Annotated in this window: 13 protein-coding genes; 7 read left to right on the top strand and 6 right to left on the bottom strand. The window is 73.9% G+C overall.

The window, feature by feature from the left end; translation table 11 throughout:
- Window positions 1-108 precede the first annotated feature (108 nt).
- Window positions 109-3,852, bottom strand: a complete 3,744-nt coding sequence (gene pulA, locus SMD20_RS11355) for a pullulanase-type alpha-1,6-glucosidase (protein ID WP_329578792.1) — start codon at window positions 3,850-3,852, stop codon at window positions 109-111.
- A gap of 204 nt (window positions 3,853-4,056) precedes the next feature.
- On the opposite strand from pulA, the gene SMD20_RS11350 reads away from it, so the two are divergent.
- The 6 genes from SMD20_RS11350 to SMD20_RS11325 all read left to right on the top strand — a co-directional run bounded on the left by SMD20_RS11350 (window position 4,057) and on the right by SMD20_RS11325 (window position 15,861).
- The gene (locus SMD20_RS11350; RefSeq protein WP_329578789.1) at window positions 4,057-5,352 is read left to right on the top strand and encodes an extracellular solute-binding protein; all 1,296 of its coding nucleotides are present in this window, start codon (window positions 4,057-4,059) and stop codon (window positions 5,350-5,352) included.
- A gap of 3 nt (window positions 5,353-5,355) precedes the next feature.
- Complete coding sequence (locus SMD20_RS11345) at window positions 5,356-6,339, top strand: carbohydrate ABC transporter permease (protein WP_329578786.1); 984 nt, start codon at window positions 5,356-5,358, stop codon at window positions 6,337-6,339.
- The gene (locus tag SMD20_RS11340) at window positions 6,336-7,196 is read left to right on the top strand and encodes a sugar ABC transporter permease (protein WP_329578785.1); all 861 of its coding nucleotides are present in this window, start codon (window positions 6,336-6,338) and stop codon (window positions 7,194-7,196) included. The genes SMD20_RS11345 and SMD20_RS11340 overlap by 4 nt, the downstream gene beginning before the upstream one ends.
- Window positions 7,197-7,263: 67 nt before the next feature.
- Complete coding sequence (locus SMD20_RS11335) at window positions 7,264-9,507, top strand: hypothetical protein (protein ID WP_329578782.1); 2,244 nt, start codon at window positions 7,264-7,266, stop codon at window positions 9,505-9,507.
- A gap of 82 nt (window positions 9,508-9,589) precedes the next feature.
- Window positions 9,590-13,000, top strand: a complete 3,411-nt coding sequence (locus SMD20_RS11330; RefSeq protein WP_329578779.1) for a phosphodiester glycosidase family protein — start codon at window positions 9,590-9,592, stop codon at window positions 12,998-13,000.
- Window positions 13,001-13,104: 104 nt separating this feature from the next.
- Window positions 13,105-15,861, top strand: a complete 2,757-nt coding sequence (locus SMD20_RS11325; RefSeq protein WP_329578776.1) for a glycoside hydrolase family 2 TIM barrel-domain containing protein — start codon at window positions 13,105-13,107, stop codon at window positions 15,859-15,861.
- A gap of 63 nt (window positions 15,862-15,924) precedes the next feature.
- Here SMD20_RS11325 and tuf read toward each other — a convergent pair whose 3' ends face one another.
- Window positions 15,925-17,085: an elongation factor Tu gene (gene tuf, locus SMD20_RS11320; RefSeq protein WP_329578774.1), complete on the bottom strand. Its 1,161-nt coding sequence runs from the start codon at window positions 17,083-17,085 to the stop codon at window positions 15,925-15,927.
- A gap of 236 nt (window positions 17,086-17,321) precedes the next feature.
- Here tuf and SMD20_RS11315 point away from each other — a divergent pair, with 236 nt between their 5' ends.
- The gene (locus SMD20_RS11315; RefSeq protein WP_329578771.1) at window positions 17,322-18,638 is read left to right on the top strand and encodes a serine hydrolase; all 1,317 of its coding nucleotides are present in this window, start codon (window positions 17,322-17,324) and stop codon (window positions 18,636-18,638) included.
- Between the two features lie 4 nt (window positions 18,639-18,642).
- Here SMD20_RS11315 and menC read toward each other — a convergent pair whose 3' ends face one another.
- Genes menC through SMD20_RS11295 form a run of 4 tightly spaced genes read right to left on the bottom strand, consistent with a single transcriptional unit; the run spans window position 18,643 to window position 22,705 of the window.
- The gene (menC, locus tag SMD20_RS11310) at window positions 18,643-19,743 is read right to left on the bottom strand and encodes an o-succinylbenzoate synthase (RefSeq protein ID WP_329578768.1); all 1,101 of its coding nucleotides are present in this window, start codon (window positions 19,741-19,743) and stop codon (window positions 18,643-18,645) included.
- Entirely contained in the window at window positions 19,740-20,474 is a 735-nt protein-coding gene (locus tag SMD20_RS11305) for a GNAT family N-acetyltransferase (RefSeq protein ID WP_329578766.1), read from the bottom strand. Before SMD20_RS11305 ends, menC begins: the two co-directional genes overlap by 4 nt.
- 53 nt (window positions 20,475-20,527) lie before the next feature.
- Window positions 20,528-21,073, bottom strand: a complete 546-nt coding sequence (locus tag SMD20_RS11300) for an acyclic terpene utilization AtuA family protein (protein WP_329578763.1) — start codon at window positions 21,071-21,073, stop codon at window positions 20,528-20,530.
- A 45-nt stretch (window positions 21,074-21,118) separates the two neighbouring features.
- Window positions 21,119-22,705, bottom strand: a complete 1,587-nt coding sequence (locus SMD20_RS11295; protein WP_329578760.1) for a Na+/H+ antiporter — start codon at window positions 22,703-22,705, stop codon at window positions 21,119-21,121.
- Between the last annotated feature and the right edge of the window lie 11 nt (window positions 22,706-22,716).

The following is a 22,716-nucleotide window of genomic DNA, read 5'->3' as shown; positions in this document are numbered from 1 at the left end:
CTTTCCAGTCTGCGCCGTGAGTCCCGGCATTTCCAGCGATCTGTATAGGACGTGTGCCTTTCGTCCGTTCATGCGCCCGCTGCCCGGAGCCGGAACGGCGAAACGTTCTCAGGGCGTGACGAAGACGGCCACCGTACGTCCGGCCACGGTGAGCGTCCCGCTCGCCCGGTCGAACGCCGATCCGCGGACCACCGGATCCGCCGAGGCCGCCAGCACCGGATGCAGCGCGGGCTCCTGCCCGGCCGGCGCCGTGACCGGCAGCGCCAGCTCGTCCGGGGTCGCGTTGAGCACCGCCGTCACCGCGCTCCAGCGCGGATCGATCCCGGCCGTGTCCACGTGCATGACGATGACGCCGTCCGGCGCGGCGGGGAACGACAGCCGCCGCCGCACCTCCTCGCCCGACCCCAGCGCGAACGCCGGCGTCGAGGAGCGGATCCGCAGCAGCTCCCCGAACCGGGCGCGGGCCGCGCCGATCGCCTCGCAGCCCGGCCGCAGCGCCGGATCGGCCAGCAGCGGCCGGGCGTACGGCCAGCGCACCTCGTTGTCGGCCCGCGGCGGCAGGCCGCCGCCGAACCCGTTGCCCAGCGAGCAGTCCCACAGCAGCCGGTTGAACCAGTCGCCGGAGTCGTAGGAGTTGCGGTCGAAGGACTTCGAGCGCAACCGCTCGCTGCCCGCGTGCACGAACGCCGCCCCCTGCGACAGCAGCGGCACGGCCAGCGACAGCACCTGCATGCGCACCCGGTCCGCCATGGACGTCCCCGGCGCCAGCTTGTACGCCAGCGCGTCGAACAGCGTCTCGTTGTCGTGCGCGTCCACGTACACCACGCTCTCGCCGGGGTCGCGGGCGTACCCGGCGGGGGCGCCGTTGTGATGGATCTCCCCGCCGGTACGGCCGGACGGCAGCACGTAGTCGCGCAGGCTGCCCGTCAGGCCGATCCTGATGAGGTCGGCGCAGTGGGCCAGCCGCGCCCGCTGCTGCTCCGGGTCGCCGTTGGCGGGACTGCCGTTGGGCGCGCCGGCCAGCCCGGAGCCGAAGCCCTGCGCCCGCGGGTCGGCGTCGAACGGCCCGCCGCCCCGTACCGCGTCCCGCGGGGCGTCGGCGAACGTGGCGACGCCGGTGCCGGCCATGCCCTCCTTCGTGGCCTGCGGGAAGCGGGCGCCGTCGGCGACCTCGCCGAAGTTCCAGCCCTCGCCGTACAGGATGATCGAACGGCCGTCCACGCCGTCGGCCTCGGGAGTGAGCGCGTCGAGCGCGCGGCGTACGGCCAGGATGTTGTCCTTCGGATGGTGGCCCATGAGGTCGAACCTGAACCCGTCGATCTTGTACTGCCTGGCCCAGGTGACGACGGAGTCCACCACGAGCCGGCCCGTCATCCGGTGCTCGGGGGCGGTGTTGGCGCAGCAGGTGGAGGTGGCCACCGAGCCGTCGGCGAGCAGGCGGTGGTAGTAGCCGGGCACGATCGGGCCGAGCACCGACTCCGTGTGGGTGTGGTTGTAGACCACGTCCATGACCACGCGCAGCCCGGCCCGGTTGAGCGCGGCGACCATCGCGCGGAACTGCCGGATCCGGTCGTCGGGGTCGCTCGCGTACGAGCCCTCCGGCACGGTGTAGTGCAGCGGGTCGTAGCCCCAGTTGAAGGAGTCGGTGGCCGCGGTGCGGGCCACGCATTCCTGCTGCCGCTCGGAGTCGGGCGGCATGGCGGCCAGGTCGCAGTCCGGCTCGACGCGGTCCTCGCGGCGCTCGGGCACCGTGGCCAGGTCGAAGACCGGCAGCAGGTGCACGTGGGTGACGCCGTCGGCGGCGAGGGCCCGCAGCTCCCGCGTCCCGTCCGAGTCGCGGGTGAAGGCCGTGTACGTGCCGCGCAGCTCCTCGGGGACCGTGGCGTCGGAGGCGGAGAAGTCGCGCACGTGCAGCTCGTAGATCACGGCCCGGTGCGGCGGCACGGGGGCGGGCTTGGCCAGGGCGTCCCAGCCGGGCGGTTTGCAGGCGGTGGCGTCGAGCCGGACGAGGCGGCTCCGCACGCCGTCCGGGGCCGTGGCCAGGCTGTACGGGTCCGTGACCTCGCTGGTGACGATCCGGCCGGCGGCGGGGGAGTAGACGGTGACGAGGAAGGTGTAGTCGCGGCCCATCCACGACGGCCGGCCGTGCGTGGACCACACGCCGGTCGCGTCGTCGCGGCGCATGCGGTGGACGGTGCGCCTGCCGTCCTTGCCGTACAGGGCCAGCTCGACCTTCCTGGCGGTGGGCGCCCACAGGGCGAGACGCGGGCGCAGGCGGCCGGAAGGGCCGAGCGGGGCGGTGGCGGCGGCGGCGTACAGGTCGTCGAGGACGCCGGGGAGCTGCACGCCCGTCGCCGCGACCAGCCTGCCCTCCTCGTCCCTGGCCACCGCCGCCACCTGGCCGCGCAGGGCCTCGGGGACGAGGGCGGCGTCGCGCGGGTCCACCTTGAGCGCGGTGTACCCGGCCAGATGCGGCCAGGCGCGGCGCTGCTCACCGGTCAGCTCGCCCGGCGAGAGCCGCAGGACCCCGGCCGCGCCTGCGTGGCCGGGGTCGTCGAAGGCGAGGGTGGCGCCGGGGCTGAAGACCAGGGCGTGGCGGAGCGAACCGGGCACCTGCCAGAGGACGGTCTCGCGGTCGATCCAGTGCGCCAGGCAGCGCCGCAGGTCGACGTCCGGCGCCGGAGCCCGCGGCAGGACATGCCCTGCCACCCCCGCCACCCGCCACACCTCATGCCCGAGAAGCCCCGTCTCCACCGTCCACCACCCACCCGCACCGTCGCCACTGGCGGCCTCATGGAAAGAGGGCTGGTTGCCACCCGCCCCGCGTCCGCCACTTTGTGCGGGCTCACCAGAGGGGAAGCGGTCGTGGTTCGGCTCGCGCCCGTCGCCTGTGACGGCAGAGTTGGACGGGGGGTGGTTGTGGTCCGGCTCGCGCCTGTCGGCTCGCGCGGCCTCGCTGGAAGAGAGGTGGTCGTGGTCGGGTCCGGTCCCGCCGCCTGGCGCGGCCTGGTCGGACGGGAGGTGGACGCCGTCCCGCCCCTGTCCGCCGCCTGGCGCGGCCTCATCGGAAAGGCAATGCACCGTGTAGCGGAGGCTGCGGGTGTCGGGCGGGAGCGGGACGTGGAAGATGGCGCCGAAGGAGTCCCAGCCCGAGGGGTGTACGGGGTCGCCGTCCGCCGGACGCAGCGTCAGCCCGTCGTGGTCGCCGCCCTGCACGCGGTAGTGGAGCACGACCACGCCGTCCGCGGCGGCCCGGGTCGGGTGGAGGAGCGGCGAGCCCGCGTCCACGTACGCCTCCGGCTGCTCCGCCGGGACGATCCGCTGGTCGGGCCCGGGATCCTTGACGGGGCCCGCGTGCACCACGAAGTGCAGGGCGGCGGCCGGGTCCCGCAGCGGCACCCGCCACCAAGCCCCGAAGGAGTCCACGCCGTCCGGGGGACGGGGCCGCGCCCAGTCGGTGAGCGCCGGTTCGGCGACCGCGTCGCCCCACAGGTGCAGGCCCCAGCCGTCGTACGAGCCGTCCGGCCGCCGGTAGTGGATCACGGCGTGCCCGTCGGCGGCGGCCCGCGAGCCGAACACCTCGTCCCGGCCCTCGTCCAGCCAGATCTCGGGATGCCACGCCGGATCGACGAGGTGCCCGCCGCCGTCGGCGGTGTCGCCGCGGTGAGGGAGCACGCCGACGCGGCGGGCGCCCGGCCGCAGCGGGATCCAGGCGAAGCGCCCGTAGGCGTCCTCGCCCGCCAGCGGGACCGGCGCGTCCCACGCGACCGGCTCCGCCACGTCGCCCCACACGTGCAGCCCCCAGCCGTCGGGCTCCGCGCGTCGGTAGTGCACCACCAGCAGGTCCTTCATCCCTGACTTGCTTACGCGATTTCCGCCCCGCCGGCCAGGCTCCCCACGCCACCACCTCTGCAAATCTTTCGGGAAATTTCAGAAATGTAGGGCCCAGCCGATGTAACAACTTGCAGAATCCTGACGAACGCCCCTACCCGAGCGCCTCACGTCGGCGTAACCTCCGGCTGACTCCACCTCCGATCGACCTGTGAGGAGAAGGACATGCGACGACCCTTACCTGCCGTGACCGTCCTTGCGAGCCTGACGCTGGCGGTCGCCGCGTGCGGCGGCGGCGGGGGAGGGGGCGAGCCGGCCGCCCCCGCAGCCTCCGTGGCCGACCCCGCGAAGATCACCGGCGAGGTGACCTGGTGGGACACGACCCGTCCCGACAGTGAGGGCCCCACGTTCCAGGCCCTCATCAAGGAGTTCGAGGCCGCCTACCCCGGCATCAAGGTCAAATATGTGAACGTGCCGTCGGACCAGGCGCAGAACCAGTTCCAGACCGCCGCCCAGGCGGGCAGCGGGGCGCCCGACGTGATCCGCTCCGAGGTGGCCTGGACCTCGCAGTTCGCCTCGCTCGGCTACCTGCAGCCGCTGGACGGCAGCCGGGCGGTGGACCAGCCCGGCGACTTCCTGCCGGGCCCGTTGAGCAGCACCAAGTACAACGGCAAGACCTACGCCGTCCCCCAAGTGACCGACACCCTCGCGCTCATCTACAACAAGCGGCTGCTCAAGGAGGCCGGCCACGAGGAGCCGCCGAAGACCGTCGCCGAGCTGAAGCAGACCGCGCTCGACGTCAAGGCCAAGACGGGCGCGCAGGGGCTCGCGCTCAACGTCGACTCCTACTTCCTGCTGCCCTTCATGTACGGCGAGGGCGGCGACCTGCTCGACGTCCAGAACAAGAAGATCGTCGTCGACTCCCCGGCGAACGTGCAGGCCATGCAGACCGTCGCCGACCTCATCAGCTCCGGCGCCGCCCCGAAGCCCGCGACCACGGAGAGCTACGCCAACGCCATGACCGCCCTGAAAGAGGGCAAGGCCGCGATGATCTACAACGGCCCGTGGGCGCTGTCGGAGATCTACCAGGGCAAGGAGTTCCAGGACAAGGCGAACCTCGGCATCGCCCCCGTGCCGGCCGGCTCGGTCAAGGCCGGGGCCCCCACGGGCGGCTGGAACCTGGCGATCTACGCGGGCTCGAAGAACATCCCGGCGGCCTACGAGTTCGTCCGCTTCATGACGACGGCGAAGGCCCAGGCGAAGATCGCCAAGGAGATCAGCCTGCTGCCGACCCGTACCTCCGCCTACGCCGACCCGGACGTCCAGGGCAACCAGGACGTGGCCGTGTTCAAGCCGATCATGGACACCGCGGTGCCGCGGCCGTGGATCCCGGAGGGCGGCCAGCTCTTCCAGCCGCTGCTCGAGGGCTACCAGGACCTCGTCGGCGGCAAGTCGGCCCCCGCGGACATGCTCAAGAAGGTGAGCGAGCAGTACCACGGGATCATGAAGGACTGGAGCTGACCGGTGGCGGTCTCCACCGGGAACGCGACGGCCGCGGGCGCCCGCGGCCGCCGCCGTGCCGGTCCCGGCCGGCTGCGGCGCTCCTTCGGGACCCACTGGTACGCCTGGGCGATGGTCGCGCCGGTGCTGGCCGTGATGCTGGTGCTGATCGGCTGGCCGCTCGCGCGCGGGGTGTACCTGTCGCTGACCGACGCCACCGAGGCCAACATCGGCCGCACCATCGGCGTCAACGTCATCCCGTCCACGTACGAGTTCGTCGGCCTGGACAACTACCTGCGCATCCTCACCAGCGACCTGTTCTGGGACAAGCTCCTCTGGACGGTGATCTGGACGGTCGCCTGCGTCGCCCTGCACTACGGCGTCGGCCTGGCCCTCGCCGTCATGCTCAACAGGAAGCTGCGCTTCCGTTCCGTCTACCGGGTGCTGCTGATCCTGCCGTGGGCGGTGCCGGCGTTCGTGGCCGCCTTCGTCTGGCGCTACCTCTACAACAGCGACTACGGCGTGATCAACGGCATGCTGAAGCTCGCCGGGTTCGGCCCGGTCGGCTGGCTCGACGACCCGTTCACGGCGAAGGTCGCGGTGATCGCCGTGAACGTGTGGATCGGCGTGCCGTTCATGATGGTGGCCCTGCTCGGCGGCCTGCAGTCGATCCCGGCCGAGCTGTACGAGGCCGCCGAGGTGGACGGCGCGGGGCCCTGGCAGCGCTTCCGCGCGATCACGCTGCCCGGCCTGCGCCAGGTGTCGTCCACGGTGATCCTGCTCGGGACCATCTGGACGTTCAACATGTTCCCCATCATCTTCCTCGTCACCCGGGGCGGCCCCGGCAGCGAGACGGAGATCCTCGTCACCTACGCCTTCCGCGAGGCGTTCACCGGGATCCGCGACTACTCCGGCTCGGCCGCCTGGGGCGTGATCATCCTGCTCATGCTGGTCGTGCTCGCCGCCGGCTACAGAAGGACGCTGCGTTCACAAGGAGATCCCTGGTGACCACGTACGGATCCGGGGGCCGCCCGCGCGGCGAGCGCGGCCCCCTCGCCTCGATCGGCCTGCACGCGGGCCTGCTGATCGCGGTGGCGATCAGCCTGTTCCCCGTCGTGTGGCTGGTGCTGACCTCGCTGAAGCCGCGCGACGGCTGGCTGTCGAGCGAGCTGCGCCTGTTCGACGACTCCTCGCTGGACAACTACGCGCGGGTGCTGACCGCGACCGAGTTCCCGCGCTGGCTGCTCAACAGCGTGCTGACCGCCGGCCTCACGATGGTGGCCGGGGTCCTGCTGGCCGCCACCACCGGGTACGCCGTCAGCCGCTTCCGCTTCCCCGGCCACCGGGGCGTGATGTGGCTGCTGCTGGTCACCCAGATGTTCCCCGTCGCCATCCTCATCGTCCCGCTGTACAACCTGATGGCCGGGCTCGGCCTGCTCAACCAGATCCCGGGGCTGGTCATCGCGTACATGACGATCGCGGTGCCGTTCTGCGCCTGGATGATGAAGAGCTACTTCGACACCGTGCCGATCGAGATCGACCAGGCGGGGCTCGTGGACGGGCTGACGCCGTTCGGGGTGTTCCGGCGGGTGGTGCTGCCGCTGGCCAGGCCCGGCATCGCGGTCACGGCGTTCTACTGCTTCATGACCGCCTGGGGCGAGGTCGGCTACGCCACGGTGTTCATGTCGCAGGAGGACAAGCGCACGCTCGGCGTGGGCCTGCAGCAGTTCGTCGGCCAGCACTGGTCGGACTGGGGGCTGATGACCGCCTCGGCGGTGCTCATCGCCATCCCGGCCGGCGCGGTCTTCCTGCTGGTGCAGCGGCACCTCGTCACCGGCCTCACGGCCGGCGCCACCAAGTCGTAAACCCTCCTTGCATAACGTCATGGAATAGTCACTGTACGTGAAAGCGCCAGTACAGGATGCTGGTGCCATGGACGGCTTCCTCGACGACACCTGCGGCGGCCTCACCGAGCTGCGCGTGCACGGCGTGCACGGCACGCCGCCGCAGACCACCCTGCACCACCCCCATCCCTGGCGGGTGGCCGGCGACGGCGTGACGGGCTTCTACCGCCGCTGGTGGCCCGAGGGCCGCCCGGCCGGCGGCGACGCCGACGTGCCCGGCGTGCGCCGCCGGGAGGCCTACGCCTGGGGCGGGCTCACCTCCGGCGGCCGGGCGCTCGCCCTGTGGCTGCCGCTGCTGCCGTTCTCGCTGGTCAACCTGGCCTACTTCATGCTGCCCAGGCCGTCGCGCGGCAGGTGGCTGCGCCGCCTGGCCGAGGCCGCGCTGCGGCTGTTCGCGCTGCTGCTGACCGGCACGCTGGTCGGCGCGGTCACCCGGGCGAGCGTCGACCTGTTCGGCTGGCAGTGCACCGCGCCCGGCCGCGCCTGCACCCTCGACGGCGCGCCCGCCTTCGCGCGCTGGCTGGCCGAGACGCAAGCCGGGGAGCCGTCGCGGCGGCTGGCCGTCGCCGCGCTCGCGCCGCTGCTGGTCCTCGCGCTGCTGTGGTGGCTCGGGCGGCGCACCTGGCGGCGCGACGAGCAGACCGTCGTCCCGCCCGGCGGCGGGCCGCACTCCCGGATCCCCCTGGCCCGGCCCCGCCTGTGGCACGGCGCCGCGCCGGTGTGGCGGCTGCGCGTGGTGCACGTCTCCTTCGCGGCCGCCTCGGTCGGGCTCGCGGTGGCCGGGCCGTTCGCCGCCACCCGGGCCGGGCTCGCGCTGACCGTCGCCAACGCCGCCGTCCAGGCCGCCGCCGCGGTGCTGGTCGTGCTGCCGTCGATCGCCCGCCGCCTCGACCCGCACACCGGCGCCGCCGCGCCGGCCTGGCTCACCTGGTCGTGCCAGGGGCTGCGGGTGGCCGCCGCGCTGACGCTGGCCGCCACCGGCTGCGCGGCCCTGGCCGGGCTCGGGCCGGGCACGGCCGGGCGGCAGCTCCCCGGCGTCGGCGCCGGCGCGCTCCAGCAGGCGCTCGTCCTCGGGCTCGGCCTGGTCCTGCTGGTCGTCGTCGGCGCGCTCGCCGTGATGGACCGGCCGCGCGGCCACGACCCCGCCGAGCGGCGCGCGCTCGGCGGGCTGGGCGCCTGGGTCGCCCTCATGCTCGCCGCGGGCATGGCCAACGTCCTGGCGCTCGGCCTGCTGTTCGGGACCGCCGACTACCTCGGCGAGCCGGGCGTGCCCGCCGCGCCCGAGCCGCCGGCGGTCACGCTCTTCCTCGACGACGCGATCTGGTGGAGGGCCGCGCTGGTGCCGCTGCTCGCGCTCGCCGCGCTCGCCGTCGCCGCCGTCCTGTGGCGGGCCCGCCGCACCGGGAGCGTCCGGCTGGCGAAGCGGCTGGCCCACTACTACGGCGAGCGCAACGCGCCGGCGGTGGCCGATGTCTGGAGCTGCGCCGCGCTCACCGACCGCGCCGGGCTCGTGCTGGGCGTGCTGACGGGCGCCGGGGTGGCCGGGGTCGCGGCGGCGACCGCGCTCGGCCAGTTCGGGCTGATCGCACCGGTGGGCGGGCTCGCCGGGGCGCTGTCGTCGGTGGGGAGCTGGGCGCTGGTCGCCGTCGGGGCGGGGCTGGTGCTGGTCGGGCGGCGCGCCTACCGCGACGGCCGGCTGCGCAGGACGGTCGGCATCCTGTGGGACGTCTCGACCTTCTGGCCGCGCGCCGTCCATCCGCTCGGCCCGCCCTGCTACGCCGAACGGGTCGTCCCCGAGCTGGTGGCGCGGGTGGGCCGGCTGGCCCGCACCGACCACGACCAGGTGATCGTCTCCGGCCACAGCCAGGGCAGCGTCATCGCCGCCGCGCTGGTGCTGCAGCTCAAGCCCGAGCTGCGGCGGCGGGTCGCGCTGCTCACCCACGGCTCGCCGCTGCGCCGCCTGTACGCGGCCTTCTTCCCCGCCTGGTTCGGCGCCGAGGGGCTGGCGGCGGTCCGGGCCGCGGTGCCCTGGCACAACCTCTACCGGCTGAGCGACCCCATCGGCGGGCCGGTCTTCCGGCGGCTCGACCCGTTCGCCGCCGCCTCCCACGGCCCGGCGAGCGACGATCCGGTGGACCGCCACTGCTGGGACCCGCGCCGGCCGGTGCTCGGCGAGCCGCTGCCGGAGGCCCGCCGGCACTCCGACTACTGGCTCGAACCCTCCTACGACGTGGCCTTCGACCGGCTGGTCCGGATCAAGACGCCCGCCTGAGGGGGCATCCCAAGATCTGAAATTTTCTTTTAGTTCACCCTTCGGTCTTGAAAGTTATATCCGCGAGCGATTGAGTTCGGTCGTGCAGACCCTCCGAATGCTGGCCGCCGCCGCGCTCGCGTTAAGCCCTCTGGCCTTAACCGCCGCGCCCGCGCAGGCCGACCCCGCGCCACCCGCAGAGGACGCCATCCAGGCGTCGTCCTATCCGCCGCCGTCCACGCTGCTGTCCCGGGCCGCCGCCGGGCAGCGGCGGCTGGAGACCGCCAAGCGCACCCGCCCGGTCGCGCCCGGCATCTCGCTCACCTCGTTCGACACCTACGACGAGCTCGGCTGGCTGCGTGCCGACGCCATCACCGCCGAACTCGGCGGCGGCACCGGCGGCAACCGGGCCGACTACGTCTTCTCCGGCGAGGTGACCAAGACCGAGCCGCTGTCCGGCCCCGCCGGCCGCACCCACGCCGTCGCCGCCGTCAACGGCGACTTCTTCGACATCAACAACTCCGGCGCCGCCCAGGGCATCGGCGTCCAGAACGGCACGCTCGTCCAGTCGCCCGTCGCTGGGCACGAGAACGCGGTCGCCGTCACCGGCGACGGTGTCGGCCGCGTGCTGAAGATGTACTTCGAGGGCACCGCGACCCCGGCCGGCGGCTCGCCGATCAAGCTCACCCAGTTCAACCAGCTCGTGCAGCGCGACGGGACCGGGCTGTTCACGCCGCTGTGGGGCTCCTACACGCGGGCCCGCGCCGTCGAGGGCGCCACCGCCGTCGCCGAGGCCGTCCTGGTGGACGGCGTCGTCACCGAGGTACGGAACGCCGCCGGCTCCGGGCCGATCCCCGCCGGCACCACCGTCCTGCTCGGCCGCGACGCCGGGGCCGCCGCCGTGGCCGCGCTCAAGGCCGGAGACCGTGTGGACGTCACGTACCGGCCCAAGCCGGACGACGATGGCGCCGTCCAGGCCGCCGTCGGCGGCAACTGGGTGCTGGTCAAGAACGGCGTCGTGCAGAACAGCACCGACCCGGCCGCCCACCCGCGCACCGCCGTCGGCTTCTCCGCCGACGGCCGCACGATGCACCTGCTCACCGTGGACGGCCGGCAGGCCGACAGCCGCGGCGTCACGCTCAACGAGCTGGCCGCCATGATGGCCGACCTCGGCGCCGCGAACGCGCTCAACCTCGACGGCGGCGGCTCCTCCACCCTGCTCGCCCGCGAGCCGGGCTCCGACGCCGTGCAGGTCGAGAACAGCCCCTCCGACGGCGGCGAGCGGCACGTGCCGAACGGCCTGGCCCTGTACGCGCCCGAGGGCAGCGGCAAGCTCAAGGGCTTCTGGCTGGAGACCGCGAGCGACCCGGCCAAGGCGCCCGGCGTCGGCCCCGTCGCGGGCGGCCGCCCCGACCGCGTCTTCCCCGGCCTCACCAGGAAGCTCACCGCCGCCGGCTACGACGAGACCTACGGCCCCGCCGCCGGCGCCCCGTCCTGGCGGGCCCAGCCCGCCGTGCACGGCGTCGTCCGTGACGGCAGGTTCCACGCCCTCGTGCCCGGCCAGACCACCGTCACCGCCGCGCGCGGCGCCGCCAAGGGCACCATCGAGCTGACCGTGCTCCAGCCGCTGGAACGGCTCGGCGCCACCGCCGACCGGCTCGGCATCTCCGGCGCCGACGGCACCGCCACCTTCGGCGTCGTCGGCTACGACCGCAACGGCAACTCCGCCCCGATCGAGCCCGCCGACCTCGCCCTCGACTACGACCGCGCCCTGCTGGAGGTCACCCCCGCCGAGCACGGCTACTTCACCGTCAAGGCGAAGAAGACCACCGGCTCCGGGCTGATCACCGCCAAGGTCGGCAAGATCACCACCGCCGTGCCGGTGACCGTCGGGTTCGAGGAGAAGCCGGTCGCCGACTTCGAGGACGCCGCCACGTGGACGTTCGCCGCGGCCCGCGCCACCGGCTCGCTGTCGGCCGCCCCCGGGCGGAGCGGCAACGCGCTGAAGCTGTCCTACGACTTCACCACCTCCACCGCCACCCGCGCCGCCTACGCCAGCCCGCCGCAGCAGATCGTGGTGGACGGGCAGCCCCAGGCGTTCGGGCTGTGGATCCACTCCACCGGCAAGGGGGAGTGGCCGAGCCTGGAGTTCTACGACGCGCTCGGGCAGTCGCAGATCCTGCGCGGTCCGTACATGACGTGGACCGGCTGGCAGTACGTCGAGTTCGCCGTGCCCGCGGGCGTCAACTACCCGCTCAAGCTGCGGCGCTTCTACGTCGCCGAGACCAAGGCGGACGCCAAGTACACCAACGAGATCCTCATCGACGGGCTCGTCGCCAAGGTGCCGCCGACCGTGACCGCGCCGGCCGCGCCCAAGGTCGCCGACCCCGTGGTCAAGGCGTCGGTGGCGGAGATGCCGTGGCGCTTCGCGGTCATGTCCGACGCGCAGTTCGTCGCCAGGGACCCCGACAGCGACATCGTCAAGAACGCCCGCCGCACGCTGCGCGAGATCAAGGCCGCCCGGCCGGACTTCCTCGTCATCAACGGCGACCTGGTGGACGAGGCGTCGCCGGAGGACTTCGCGCTGGCCAAGCGGGTGCTGGACGAGGAGCTGGGCGGCGAGCTGCCCTACTACTACGTCCCCGGCAACCACGAGGTCATGGGCGGCGACATCGCCAACTTCACGAAGGCGTTCGGGGCGACGTACCGGACGTTCGACCACAAGGGCACCCGGTTCGTCACGCTGGACACCTCCCGGCTCAACCTGCGGGGCGGCGGCTACGACCAGGTGGCGGCGCTGCGCGCCGAGCTGGACAAGGCCGCGAAGGACGGCTCCGTGGGCTCGGTCGCGGTGCTGTTCCACGTGCCGCCGCGCGACCCCACGCCCGGCAAGGGCAGCCAGCTCGGCGACCGCAAGGAGGCCGCGCTGGTCGAGGGCTGGCTCGCCGACTTCCAGCGCGAGACCGGCAAGGGAGCCGCCTACATCGGGGGACACGTGGGCACCTTCCACGCCTCGCACGTGGACGCGGTCCCGTACTTCATCAACGGCAACTCCGGCAAGAACCCCGCCACCGCGGCCGACGACGGCGGGTTCACCGGCTGGTCGCTGTGGGGCGTCGACCCGGTCACCCCGGCCGAGGCCGAGCACGTGCGGCGCAACTGGTTCGTCGACGCGCCCGCCTGGATCGGCACGCAGGTCCAGCCGCACGTGGACGAGCTCGTCCTCACCGCGCCCGGCAGCGTCGCGGTCGGCACGCCCGCGCCGGTGAGCGCCGTGGTCAAGCAGGGGACGCGGACCGTGCCCGCCGCCTACCCGGCGTCGGCGTCGTGGTCCGGCTCGCCGAACCTGCACGTCGGGGCGCGCAGCGCGGCCAAGCCGTGGCACGTCGCCGTCCTCGACCCGGCCACCGGGACGCTGACCGCGCTGCGCAAGGGACAGGTGACGGTCGCCGTCACGGTCAACGGCGTCACCCGCCAGGCCACGGTGTCCCTCACCGCCAGGGCCGCCGCCTGACGCGACGGTTCCCGTTCACGGAGCCCCCGCCCTCCCGGGCGGGGGCTCCTCGCGGGCAAAGTGGCATCTGCCCGGAACGACCGTGACGATCTAGGCTCGCGTCGATGGATCTCGTGACTTTCGCCCCCGGTTCCGGGCTGCTCGCCCCTCGCGCGGCCCTCCGCTCCGACGCCCCCTCCCTCGACCTCAACGGCACGTGGCGCTTCCGCCTGTCGCCCACGGCCGACGCGCCCGAGGACTTCGCCGGCCCCGGCTACGACGACTCCGGCTGGGCCGAGCTGCCGGTGCCGTCGCACTGGCCGCTCCACGGCCACGGCGCACCCGCCTACACCAACGTCGTCTATCCGTTCCCCGTCGATCCGCCGTACGTGCCGGACGAGAACCCGACCGGCGACCACCGCCGCGTCTTCGACCTGCCCGAGGGCTGGAGCGGCGGCCGGCTGCGGTTCGAGGGTGCCGACTCCTTCGCCAGGGTCTGGCTCAACGGGCACGAGCTGGGCTTCTGGACCGGCAGCCGGCTGCCGGCCGAGTTCGACGCGGGCCCGTGGCTGCGTCCCGGCCGCAACGTGCTGGCCGTGCGGGTGCACCAGTGGTCGGCCGCCAGCTACCTGGAGGACCAGGACATGTGGTGGCTGCCCGGCATCTTCCGCGACGTCACGCTCACCCGCTCGGCGGCCGACGTGTTCGTGCACGCCACGCACGACGGGCGGCTCAGCTTCGACGGGCCCGGCGGCCGGCTCGACCTGCCGGAGCTCGGCGTCGCCGGGCTGGAGCCCGGCGTCGAGGTCCGGGTCGACGCCGAGCCGTGGACGGCCGAGACCCCGCGCCTGTACGACGCGACCGTCACCTTCCCCGAGGAGACCGTACGGCTGCGCGTCGGCTTCCGCACCGTCTCCATCGAGGACGGCGTGCTCCTCGCCAACGGCCGCCCGCTGCTGCTCAAGGGCGTCAACCGGCACGAGTTCGACCCCCGGGCGGGCCGCGCGGTCACCCCCGGGACCACGCGCGAGGACGTGCTGCTGATGAAACGGCACAACGTCAACGCCGTCCGCACCAGCCACTACCCGCCCCACCCCGCCTTCCTCGACCTGTGCGACGAGCTGGGCCTGTGGGTGATCGACGAGTGCGACCTGGAGACGCACGGCTTCGAACGGATCGGCTGGCGCGGCAACCCCACCGACGACCCCCGCTACGAGGCCGCCCTGCTCGACCGCATGCGCCGCATGGTCGAACGGGACAAGAACCACCCGAGCGTCGTCATGTGGTCGCTCGGCAACGAGGCCGGCGTCGGCCGCAACCTCGGCGTCATGGCCGCCTGGACGCGCGAGCGCGACCCGTCCAGGCCCCTCCACTACGAGGGCGACCGCTCGTGCGCCCACACCGACGTGTACTCCCGCATGTACGCCTCCCACGCCGAGGTCGAGGCCATCGGCCGGCGCGAGGAGGACCCGCTCGACGACCCCGGGCTGGACGCGCGGCGGCGCGCGATGCCGTTCCTGCAGTGCGAGTACGCCCACGCCATGGGCAACGGGCCCGGCGGGCTGGCGGAGTACCAGGAGCTGTTCGAGCGCTACCCGAGGCTCGCGGGCGGGTTCGTGTGGGAGTGGATCGACCACGGGATCGCGCATCCCGCCCACGGGTACGCCTACGGCGGCGACTTCGGGGAGCCCCTGCACGACGGCAACTTCGTCATCGACGGGCTGGTCTTCCCCGACCGTACGCCCTCGCCGGGGCTGCTCGACCTGAAGAAGGCGTTCGAGCCGGTCAGGATCACCTTCGCGGCGGAGGGAGGGGTGGCGCGGATCGTCAACGGGCACGGCTTCCGCGACCTGTCCCACCTGCGGTTCACCGCCACCGTGGAAGTGGAGGGGGAGGTCGTCGCCGAGCACCCGCTGGAGGTGCCGCCGGACGGCGGCGAGGTACGGCTGCCCGGCGCGGCGGCGGGACCGGGGGAGCGGTGGCTGACCGTCCGCGCCCTGCTCGCCGCCGACCAGCCTTGGGCCGCCGCCGGTCATGAGGTCGCCTGGTCCCAGACCCGCCTTCCCGCGGAGACGCCCCCGCCGGCCGGACGGACCGCCCCCGCGCTCTCCGGCGCAGAGTTCGCGGATCGCGGCGGGCGGCTGACGCGGCTGTTCGGGGTGGAGGTGGAGGGGCCGCGGCTCGACCTGTGGCGGGCGCCCACCGACAACGACCGCTACAGCGGCCTCGAAGCCCGCTGGCGGGAACTGGGCCTGCACCGCCTCACCCACCGTACGGACGCCGTCGAACGGGACGGCGGCGCCCTGATCGTACGCACCCGCGTCGCCCCCGCCGCCCGCGACCTCGGGATGCGGGCGACCTACCGGTGGACCGCCACCGACGGCGGCGCGCTGCTGCTGCGCGTGGACGTCGAGCCCGAGGGCGACTGGAGCGACCCGATCCCGCGCCTCGGCCTCACCATGACCCTGCCCGGCGAGGCCGTGGACCGGATCACCTGGTTCGGCCGCGGCCCCGGCGAGGCGTACCCCGACACCGGGCTCGCCGCCCGCGTCGGCCGCTGGAGCGCCACGGTCGAGGAGCTGCAGACCCCGTACGTCCGCCCGCAGGAGAACGGCCACCGCGCCGACGTCCGCTGGGCCGACCTCGGCCCGTTCCGCGTCTCCGGCGAGCCGGTCTTCGGGCTGACCGCCCGCCGCTGGAGCGCCGCCGAGCTGGCCGCCGCCCGGCACCGCCCCGACCTGACGCCCGGCGACCGCGTCCACCTGCACCTGGACCTCGCCCACCAGGGCATCGGCACGGCCACCTGCGGCCCCGGCCCGCTGCCGCACTACGACCTGTACGCCCGCCCGGCGACGTTCACGCTCCGCTTCACCCCGGCCTGACCACGCCAAGGGGCCGGGCCCCGCCATGAACGGCGGGACCCGGCCCCGGGACCCCGGCGGGAGTCAGACGGCGAGGATCGTGCCCGCGCCGACCGTCAGCCCGCCCTCGCGGACGGCGAACCCGAGCCCCGGCTCCAGCGCGACCGGCCGGCCCAGCTCGACCGCGACCTCGACGGTCTCGCCCGGCTCGGCGGGCCCGTCCAGGAGCAGCTCGCCGGGCACGTCCGTGGTCCGCAGGTAGAACTGCGGCCGGTACCCGGAGGCGATCGGCCGCCGCCGCCCGCCCTCCTCCGGCGTCAGGAGGTAGACGCGGGCACGGAACGACGTCCGCTCGCGCTGGCTGCCCGGCTCGGCCAGCACCATGCCGCGCCGCACCTGCTCGCGGCGGACCCCGCGCAGCAGCACGGCCGCGTTGTCGCCGGCCTCGCCCCGCTCCATCGTCTTGCCGAACGTCTCGACGCCCGTCACGACCGCCGTGAACCCGTCACCGAACCCGACGGCCTCCACCGTGTCGCCGACCCGCACCGAGCCGCGCTCGATGGCGCCGGTGACGACCGTGCCGCGGCCGGTGACCGTCAGCACGTTCTCGACCGGCATGAGGAACGGCGCGTCCACGTACCGGACCGGCACGGGGATGTGCTCGTCCACGGCCCGGAGCAGCGCGTCGATGGACGCGGTCCAGACCGGGTCGCCCTCCAGCGCCCGCAGCCCGGACACCCGGACCATCGGCACGTCACGGTAGCCGTGCCCGGCCAGCAGGTCCTGCAGCTCCAGCTCGACCAGGTCGGTGAGCTCCGGGTCGGCGCCGTCGGCCTTGTTGACGGCCACGACCAGGTGCTCGACGCCGACCCGGCGGGCCAGCAGCACGTGCTCGCGGGTCTGCGGCATGATGCCGTCGTGCGCGGACACGACGAGGATCGCGCCGTCGAGCTGCGCCGCCCCCGTGATCATGTTCTTCACGTAGTCGGCGTGGCCCGGCATGTCCACGTGGGCGTAGTGGCGGGTGTCGGTCTCGTACTCGACGTGCGAGATGTTGATCGTGATGCCCCTGGAGGACTCCTCCGGGGTGCGGTCGATCCGCTCGAACGGCGTGTACGTCGCCTGCCCGCGCTCGGCCAGCACCTTCGTGATGGCCGCGGTCAGCGTGGTCTTGCCGTGGTCGACGTGCCCCATCGTGCCGATGTTGAGATGCGGCTTGTTGCGTACGTAGGCCTGCTTGGCCATGGTTCCTTCCTCGACTGCCCGGTGTGGTGTGTGACCCGTCTCAGGGGCTCGACCTCCCCCCGCCGGGTCACCTCGGACTCACGGGAAGAGGTCAGCGCTCCAGGCCGCCGCGGGCACGCTCGCAGGCGCCCGGCAGAGCGGGCGTCAGGGGGCGAACGTGCGGGAACATGAAGACCATGGTGCGGTGATCAGCACGTGACCGCAACGCATTATTCCCCCGAGGAGAGGACTCCCGAGTGGCCGACGTCATGGACCGCCGACGGCTCGCCGAACTGATCGCCGCGTACGAGGTGCCCGGGTCGGCGCTGGCCTACCTGCACGGCGGCGAGCTGACCGAGCTGGCGGCCGGCACGCTCAACGCCGCCACCGGCGTCGAGGCGACCCCGGACTCGCTCTTCCAGATCGGCTCGGTCACCAAGGTGTGGACCGCGACCCTGCTCATGCTCCAGACCGAGCGCGGCCGGCTCACCCTGGACACGCCGGTGCGCGAGGTGCTGCCGGACTTCCGGGTGGCCGACGAGGAGGTCAGCGGGGCGGTCACCGTCCGCCACCTGCTCACCCACACCAGCGGCATCGACGGCGACCTGTTCCTCGACACCGGCCGCGGCGACGACTGCGTGGCGAAGTACGTCGCCGCCTGCGCCGGCCTGCCCCAGAACCACCCGCTCGGCGCCACCCAGTCCTACTGCAACGCCGGGTTCGTGATCGCCGGCCGGATGCTGGAGCGGCTGACCGGCAAGCGCTGGGACGACCTGGTCAGGGAGGAGCTCGCCGAACCGCTCGGCCTCACCCACACCTGGACGCTGCCGGAGGACGTGCTCCGCTTCCGCGCCGCGACCGGCCACCTCGACGGCGGCGCGCCCGCCCCGCGCTGGGGCCTGATGCGGGCGATGGGCCCGGCCGGGCTCATCTGCGCCCGCCCCGCCGACGTCGTCGCCTTCGCCCGCGCCCACCTGGAGGGCGGCCTGCTCGCCGACCCGGCCGCGATGTGGGAGCCGCAGGTGGACATCCCCAACCCCCACACGCTGGGCCGCCATTGGGGGATCGGCTGGGTCCTCGACGAGTGGGACGGCCAGCGGGTGATCTCCCACGGCGGCAACACGATCGGCCAGCACGCCATGCTCTGGGCCGTCCCCGGCACCGGCACGGTCGTGTGCGTCACCGCCAACGGCGGTTACTCCGGCGCGTTCACCCGGGCCGTCGCGACGGAGCTGTTCGCCCAGCTCGACGGCCTCACCGTGCGGCCCGCGCTCGAACCGCCGGCCACGCCGGTCGAGGTGGACGCCGCCCGCCACGCCGGCGTGTACGAGCGGACCGGCTACCGCATGACGGTGACCGTCCGCGACGGCGGCCTGCGGCTGCGCCTCGAGACCACGGGGGAGCTGGCCGACCTGGACGAGCCCCAGGAGTTCGACCTGGTGGCGGTGGACGAGGTGACGTTCGTGGGCCGGCCGCGCGGCGGCCCCTCCTGGGTGTCCGCCGTCTTCTACGAGCTGCCGGACGGCTCCCCGTACGTGCACTTCGGCGCCCGCGCCACCCCCAGGACGGCCTGAGCGCTCAGAGGGCGATCCACTCGGTGGAGGTGGTGACCTCCTTCAGCACCTCCGGCAGCGGCTCGACGCCGAGCCCCGGCCCGGCGGGCACCTCCAGATGCCCGTCCACCAGCTCGAACGGCTCGGTCACGTCGGTCGCGAAGTAGCGCCGCGACCCGGAGGTGTCGCCCGGCAGCGTGAAGCCCGGCAGCGCGGCGAGCGCCACGTTCGCCGCCCGGCCGAGGCCGGTCTCCAGCATGCCGCCGCACCACACCGCGACCCCGTGCGCCCGGCACAGGTCGTGCACCCGCCGCGCCTCCAGATAGCCGCCGAGCCGGCCCGGCTTGATGTTGACGATCGAGCACGAGCCGAGTTCGATCGCGGCGGCGGCGTGCTCGGCCGACTCGATCGACTCGTCCAGGCAGATCGGCGTGCGCAGCCGGCGGGCCAGCCTGGCGTGCTGCACCAGGTCGTCGTTGGCCAGGGGCTGCTCGATGAGCAGCAGGTCGAAGGCGTCCAGCTTGGCCAGGCGGGGCGCGTCGGCCAGGGTGTAGGCGGCGTTGGCGTCGACCTGGAGCAGCACGTCGTCGCCGAAGCGCTCGCGCACCGCGCGCACCGGCTCGACGTCCCAGCCGGGCTCGATCTTCAGCTTGATCCGGACATATCCCTCGTCCAGGTAGCCCGCGACGGCGTCGAGCAGCCGCGGGATCGTGTCCATGATGCCGACCGACACCCCGCACGGCACCCGCGTGCGGGAGGCGCCGAGGAACCCGGCGAACGACTCGCCCGACGCCCTGAGCTGCGCGTCGAGCACGGCGGTCTCCAGGGCCGCCTTGGCCATCCGGTGCCCCTTGATCGGGTGGAGGGCGCGGCCGACGGCGTTGGCGTCCACGTTCGCCGGCAGGGCGGGCAGCAGGAAGCGGCGGATCACGTCGGCGGCGCCGTCGACGTACTCGGGGGAGTAGAGCGGGTCGGACATGGCCACGCACTCGCCCCAGCCCTCGGCCTCCGGCGTGACGACCCGCACGAGCAGGACGTCGCGGGAGGTCTCGGTGCCGAACGAGGTACGGAACGGCGCCACCAGCGGCATCGCGATGCGCCGCAGCTCGACTCCAGTGATCTTCACGCTCTCTCCACAACGTAGTAGGTCCTGCCGCGGAACCCGGTCACGGCGCGGCCCTCGGCCATGAGCCCGCCGAGCACGTCGCGCACCGCGTGCCGCCACGACTTGGCGGCGCCCGGGTCGGCGCCGCGCAGCCGCTCGATGTCGGCCGGCACCGCCACCAGCACCGTATCGGCGTCCGCGGACCCGGTGACGGGCCGCCCGCCCTCGTCGGCCAGCGCCACCACCGCGCCCCCCGTGTCACGGGCCGGGGGAGCGGACCCGGCGACCCGCCACTCGGTCAGCAGCCGGTCGGACTCGTCGCCGCGGTTGATCGCGTCGGCCATGACGCCGTAGAAGTCCGGCAGGTACGCGATCGGCCGCGCCCCCAGCTTGGCCAGGTTGAAGTGGGCGTTGCGGCGTACGAGGGGGTCGTAGGTCCAGGTGACGCGCTCCAGCCCGTGCTCGGCGGCCCAGCGCCGCTGGTGCAGCTTGAGCGCGTACCCCGCGCCGGGCGCGACCGTGCCGGTGACGTGCGAGTGCAGCGCGGCCCCCGCAGCGAGGAACCCGACCGACGCGCCCACCAGCCGCTCGCCGTCGAACGCGCCGGCGGCGTACCCGCCGGCGTGCGTCAGCGCCCGCATCAACTCGACCGTGACCGGCGGAGCCGCCGGCCCGAACCGCCAGATGGCCTCGAACAGCGCGTCGACCCGCTCGAACTCCGCGATCTCCCGCAGCTCCCTGACCTCGAACACCCGCAGCCGCCCCTTCCCGCGCGGACCAGCCCACCTGGGCTTTCATGGCGACGTTACGCCATGGGCGCGATGCGGACCCGGCGCGGGGCCTCCTGGCTGAGGCGGACCGCGTCGAGCGGCACCGTCACCTGCGGCGTGCGGTAACGGCCGCCGGCGAAGCGGTCGGCGAGCGCCGCCCGCACCGCCGCGGCCGTCACGTGGCCGTCGAGCGAGCTGCGGCCGTCGCGGCCGATCTCGACCGCGCACGGGCCCGGCTGCGCGGCCAGCGCCAGCCCCGCCACCGCCGCCCCGGCGAGGGCGCCGAGATCGTCGCCCGTCCAGCCGTAGTGCCACATCCCGGCCGCCATCACCGGCGCGGCCGGGCAGGAGCCCGGCTCGATGAGCACGACGTCCATGCCGCGGAAGAGCTGCCCGGCGATCTCCTCGGCGCCCCGGGCGACGCGGGTGCCGGCGCGCAGCCCCGGGAAGTGCGGCACCTGGCCGCCGACCGAGAAGATGAGCTTGATGCCCGGCTCCGACGGGCCGGGGCCGCTGTCGCGCCACCCGCAGGCGACGAGGTCGGCGGTGCCGGCCGACCTCCAGGTGCCGATGCGCAACATGAAGATTGACTACCCTTCGGAACGGCCGGTGACACACGGTCACGCCTAACGCAGGCTCCACACGTCGAGCCTGCGCAGCACCCGCGACACCACGGCCGGATCGGCGCGCGGGTCGCGGCGGGCCTCCAGCACCTCCTGGCGGGCGGCCGACAACATCTCGCCCTGCACCCGGCGGACGAGCCGGACGTGCTGCGCCCGCGCCTCGTACGCCTCCCGCCGCTCCTCCTCGCCCGCCTCCGGGCTGATCCGCGGCCCGAACCCCAGCACGCGCCGGTTGAGCTGCTCCAGCACGTCCTCGGGAAGGTCCTCGGCCTCGTCGATCTCCCGCAGCCGCCGCTTGGCCGCCTTGGCCGCGGCGAGCGCCAGCCGTTTCTCCAGCGCCCGCTCGGCCGCGGTGTCGGCCTGGACGCCGAGCCGCGACACCAGCCACGGCAGCGTCAGCCCCTGCACGACGAGCGTCACCAGGATGACCGCGAACGAGATGAACACGATCGCCGACCGTTCGGGGAACGGCGAGCCGTCGGCCAGCGTGAGCGGGATGGCCAGCGCGAGCGCCACCGACGCCACCCCGCGCATGCCCGCCCACCACATGACGACGGTCTCGCGCCAGCTCAGCGGGATCTCGCTGTCCTCGTGCCGCCGCCTCGCCGTCTTCTTCGCCACCCAGGCCGCCGGCAGCAGCCACAGCAGCCGGACCAGCACCACGGCCGCCACGACGGCGGCGCTCCAGCCCAGCAGCGGGCCGAGCCGGTTCGCCTCGATGCCGAGCACGGTGTGCAGCTCCAGCCCGATCAGCCCGAACGCCACGCCCGTCACCAGCGTCTCCACGACCTGCCAGAACGTACGGGCGGCGAACCTGCCCATCACGTCGTCGGCGTCGATCGTGCGGTCGGCGAGGAAGAAGGCGCTGGTCAGCACGGCCAGCACGCCGGACCCGTGCAGCTCGTCGGCCAGCGCGTAGCTGATGAACGGCACCAGCAGCGACAGCCCCACCTGCAGCGTGGCGTCGCCGAGCAGGTCCATCAGCTTCGAGCTCAGCCAGCCGAGCCCGAGCCCCACCAGCACGGCCACCACCGCCGACAGCGCGAACTCCGCCAGCGCCCCCGGCCAGGAGAAGGTGCCGGTCACCGCGGCCGCGATCGCCACGTGGTAGAGCACGATGGCGGTCACGTCGTTGAACAGGCCCTCGCCCTCCAGCAGCGCCACCATGCGCCGGGGCAGCCCGAGCCGGCCGGCCACCGCCGTCGCGGCGACCGGGTCGGGCGGCGCGACCAGCGCCCCGAGGGCCACGGCGGCGGCCAGCGGCAGGCCGGGCACGAGGGCGTGCGCGACCGCCGCCACCACGGCCGTCGTCACGAAGACCAGCGCCACGGCCAGCAGGAAGATCGGCCGCCACTGGGCCGCGAACTGCCGCCAGGACGTGCCCCGCGAGGCCGCGTACAGCAGCGGCGGCAGCAGCAGGGGCAGCACGATGCCGGGCGGCACGTCCACGTTGGGCACGAAGGGCAGGACGGCCATGAGGATGCCGAGCAGCGTCATCAGCACGGGGGCGGGCAGCCCCAGCCGGTCGCCGAGCGGGACGGTGATCAGCGCGCCCAGCAACACGAGCATGAGCAGCACGAACTGGTCCACCGCCACCCCCA

The sequence above is a fragment of the Nonomuraea sp. LP-02 genome (assembly GCF_036289125.1).
GTDB classification, from domain to species: Bacteria; Actinomycetota; Actinomycetes; order Streptosporangiales; family Streptosporangiaceae; genus Nonomuraea; species Nonomuraea bangladeshensis.
Note: the sequence above shows the minus strand (reverse complement) of the source record. Positions and strands in the feature narration are given on the sequence as shown.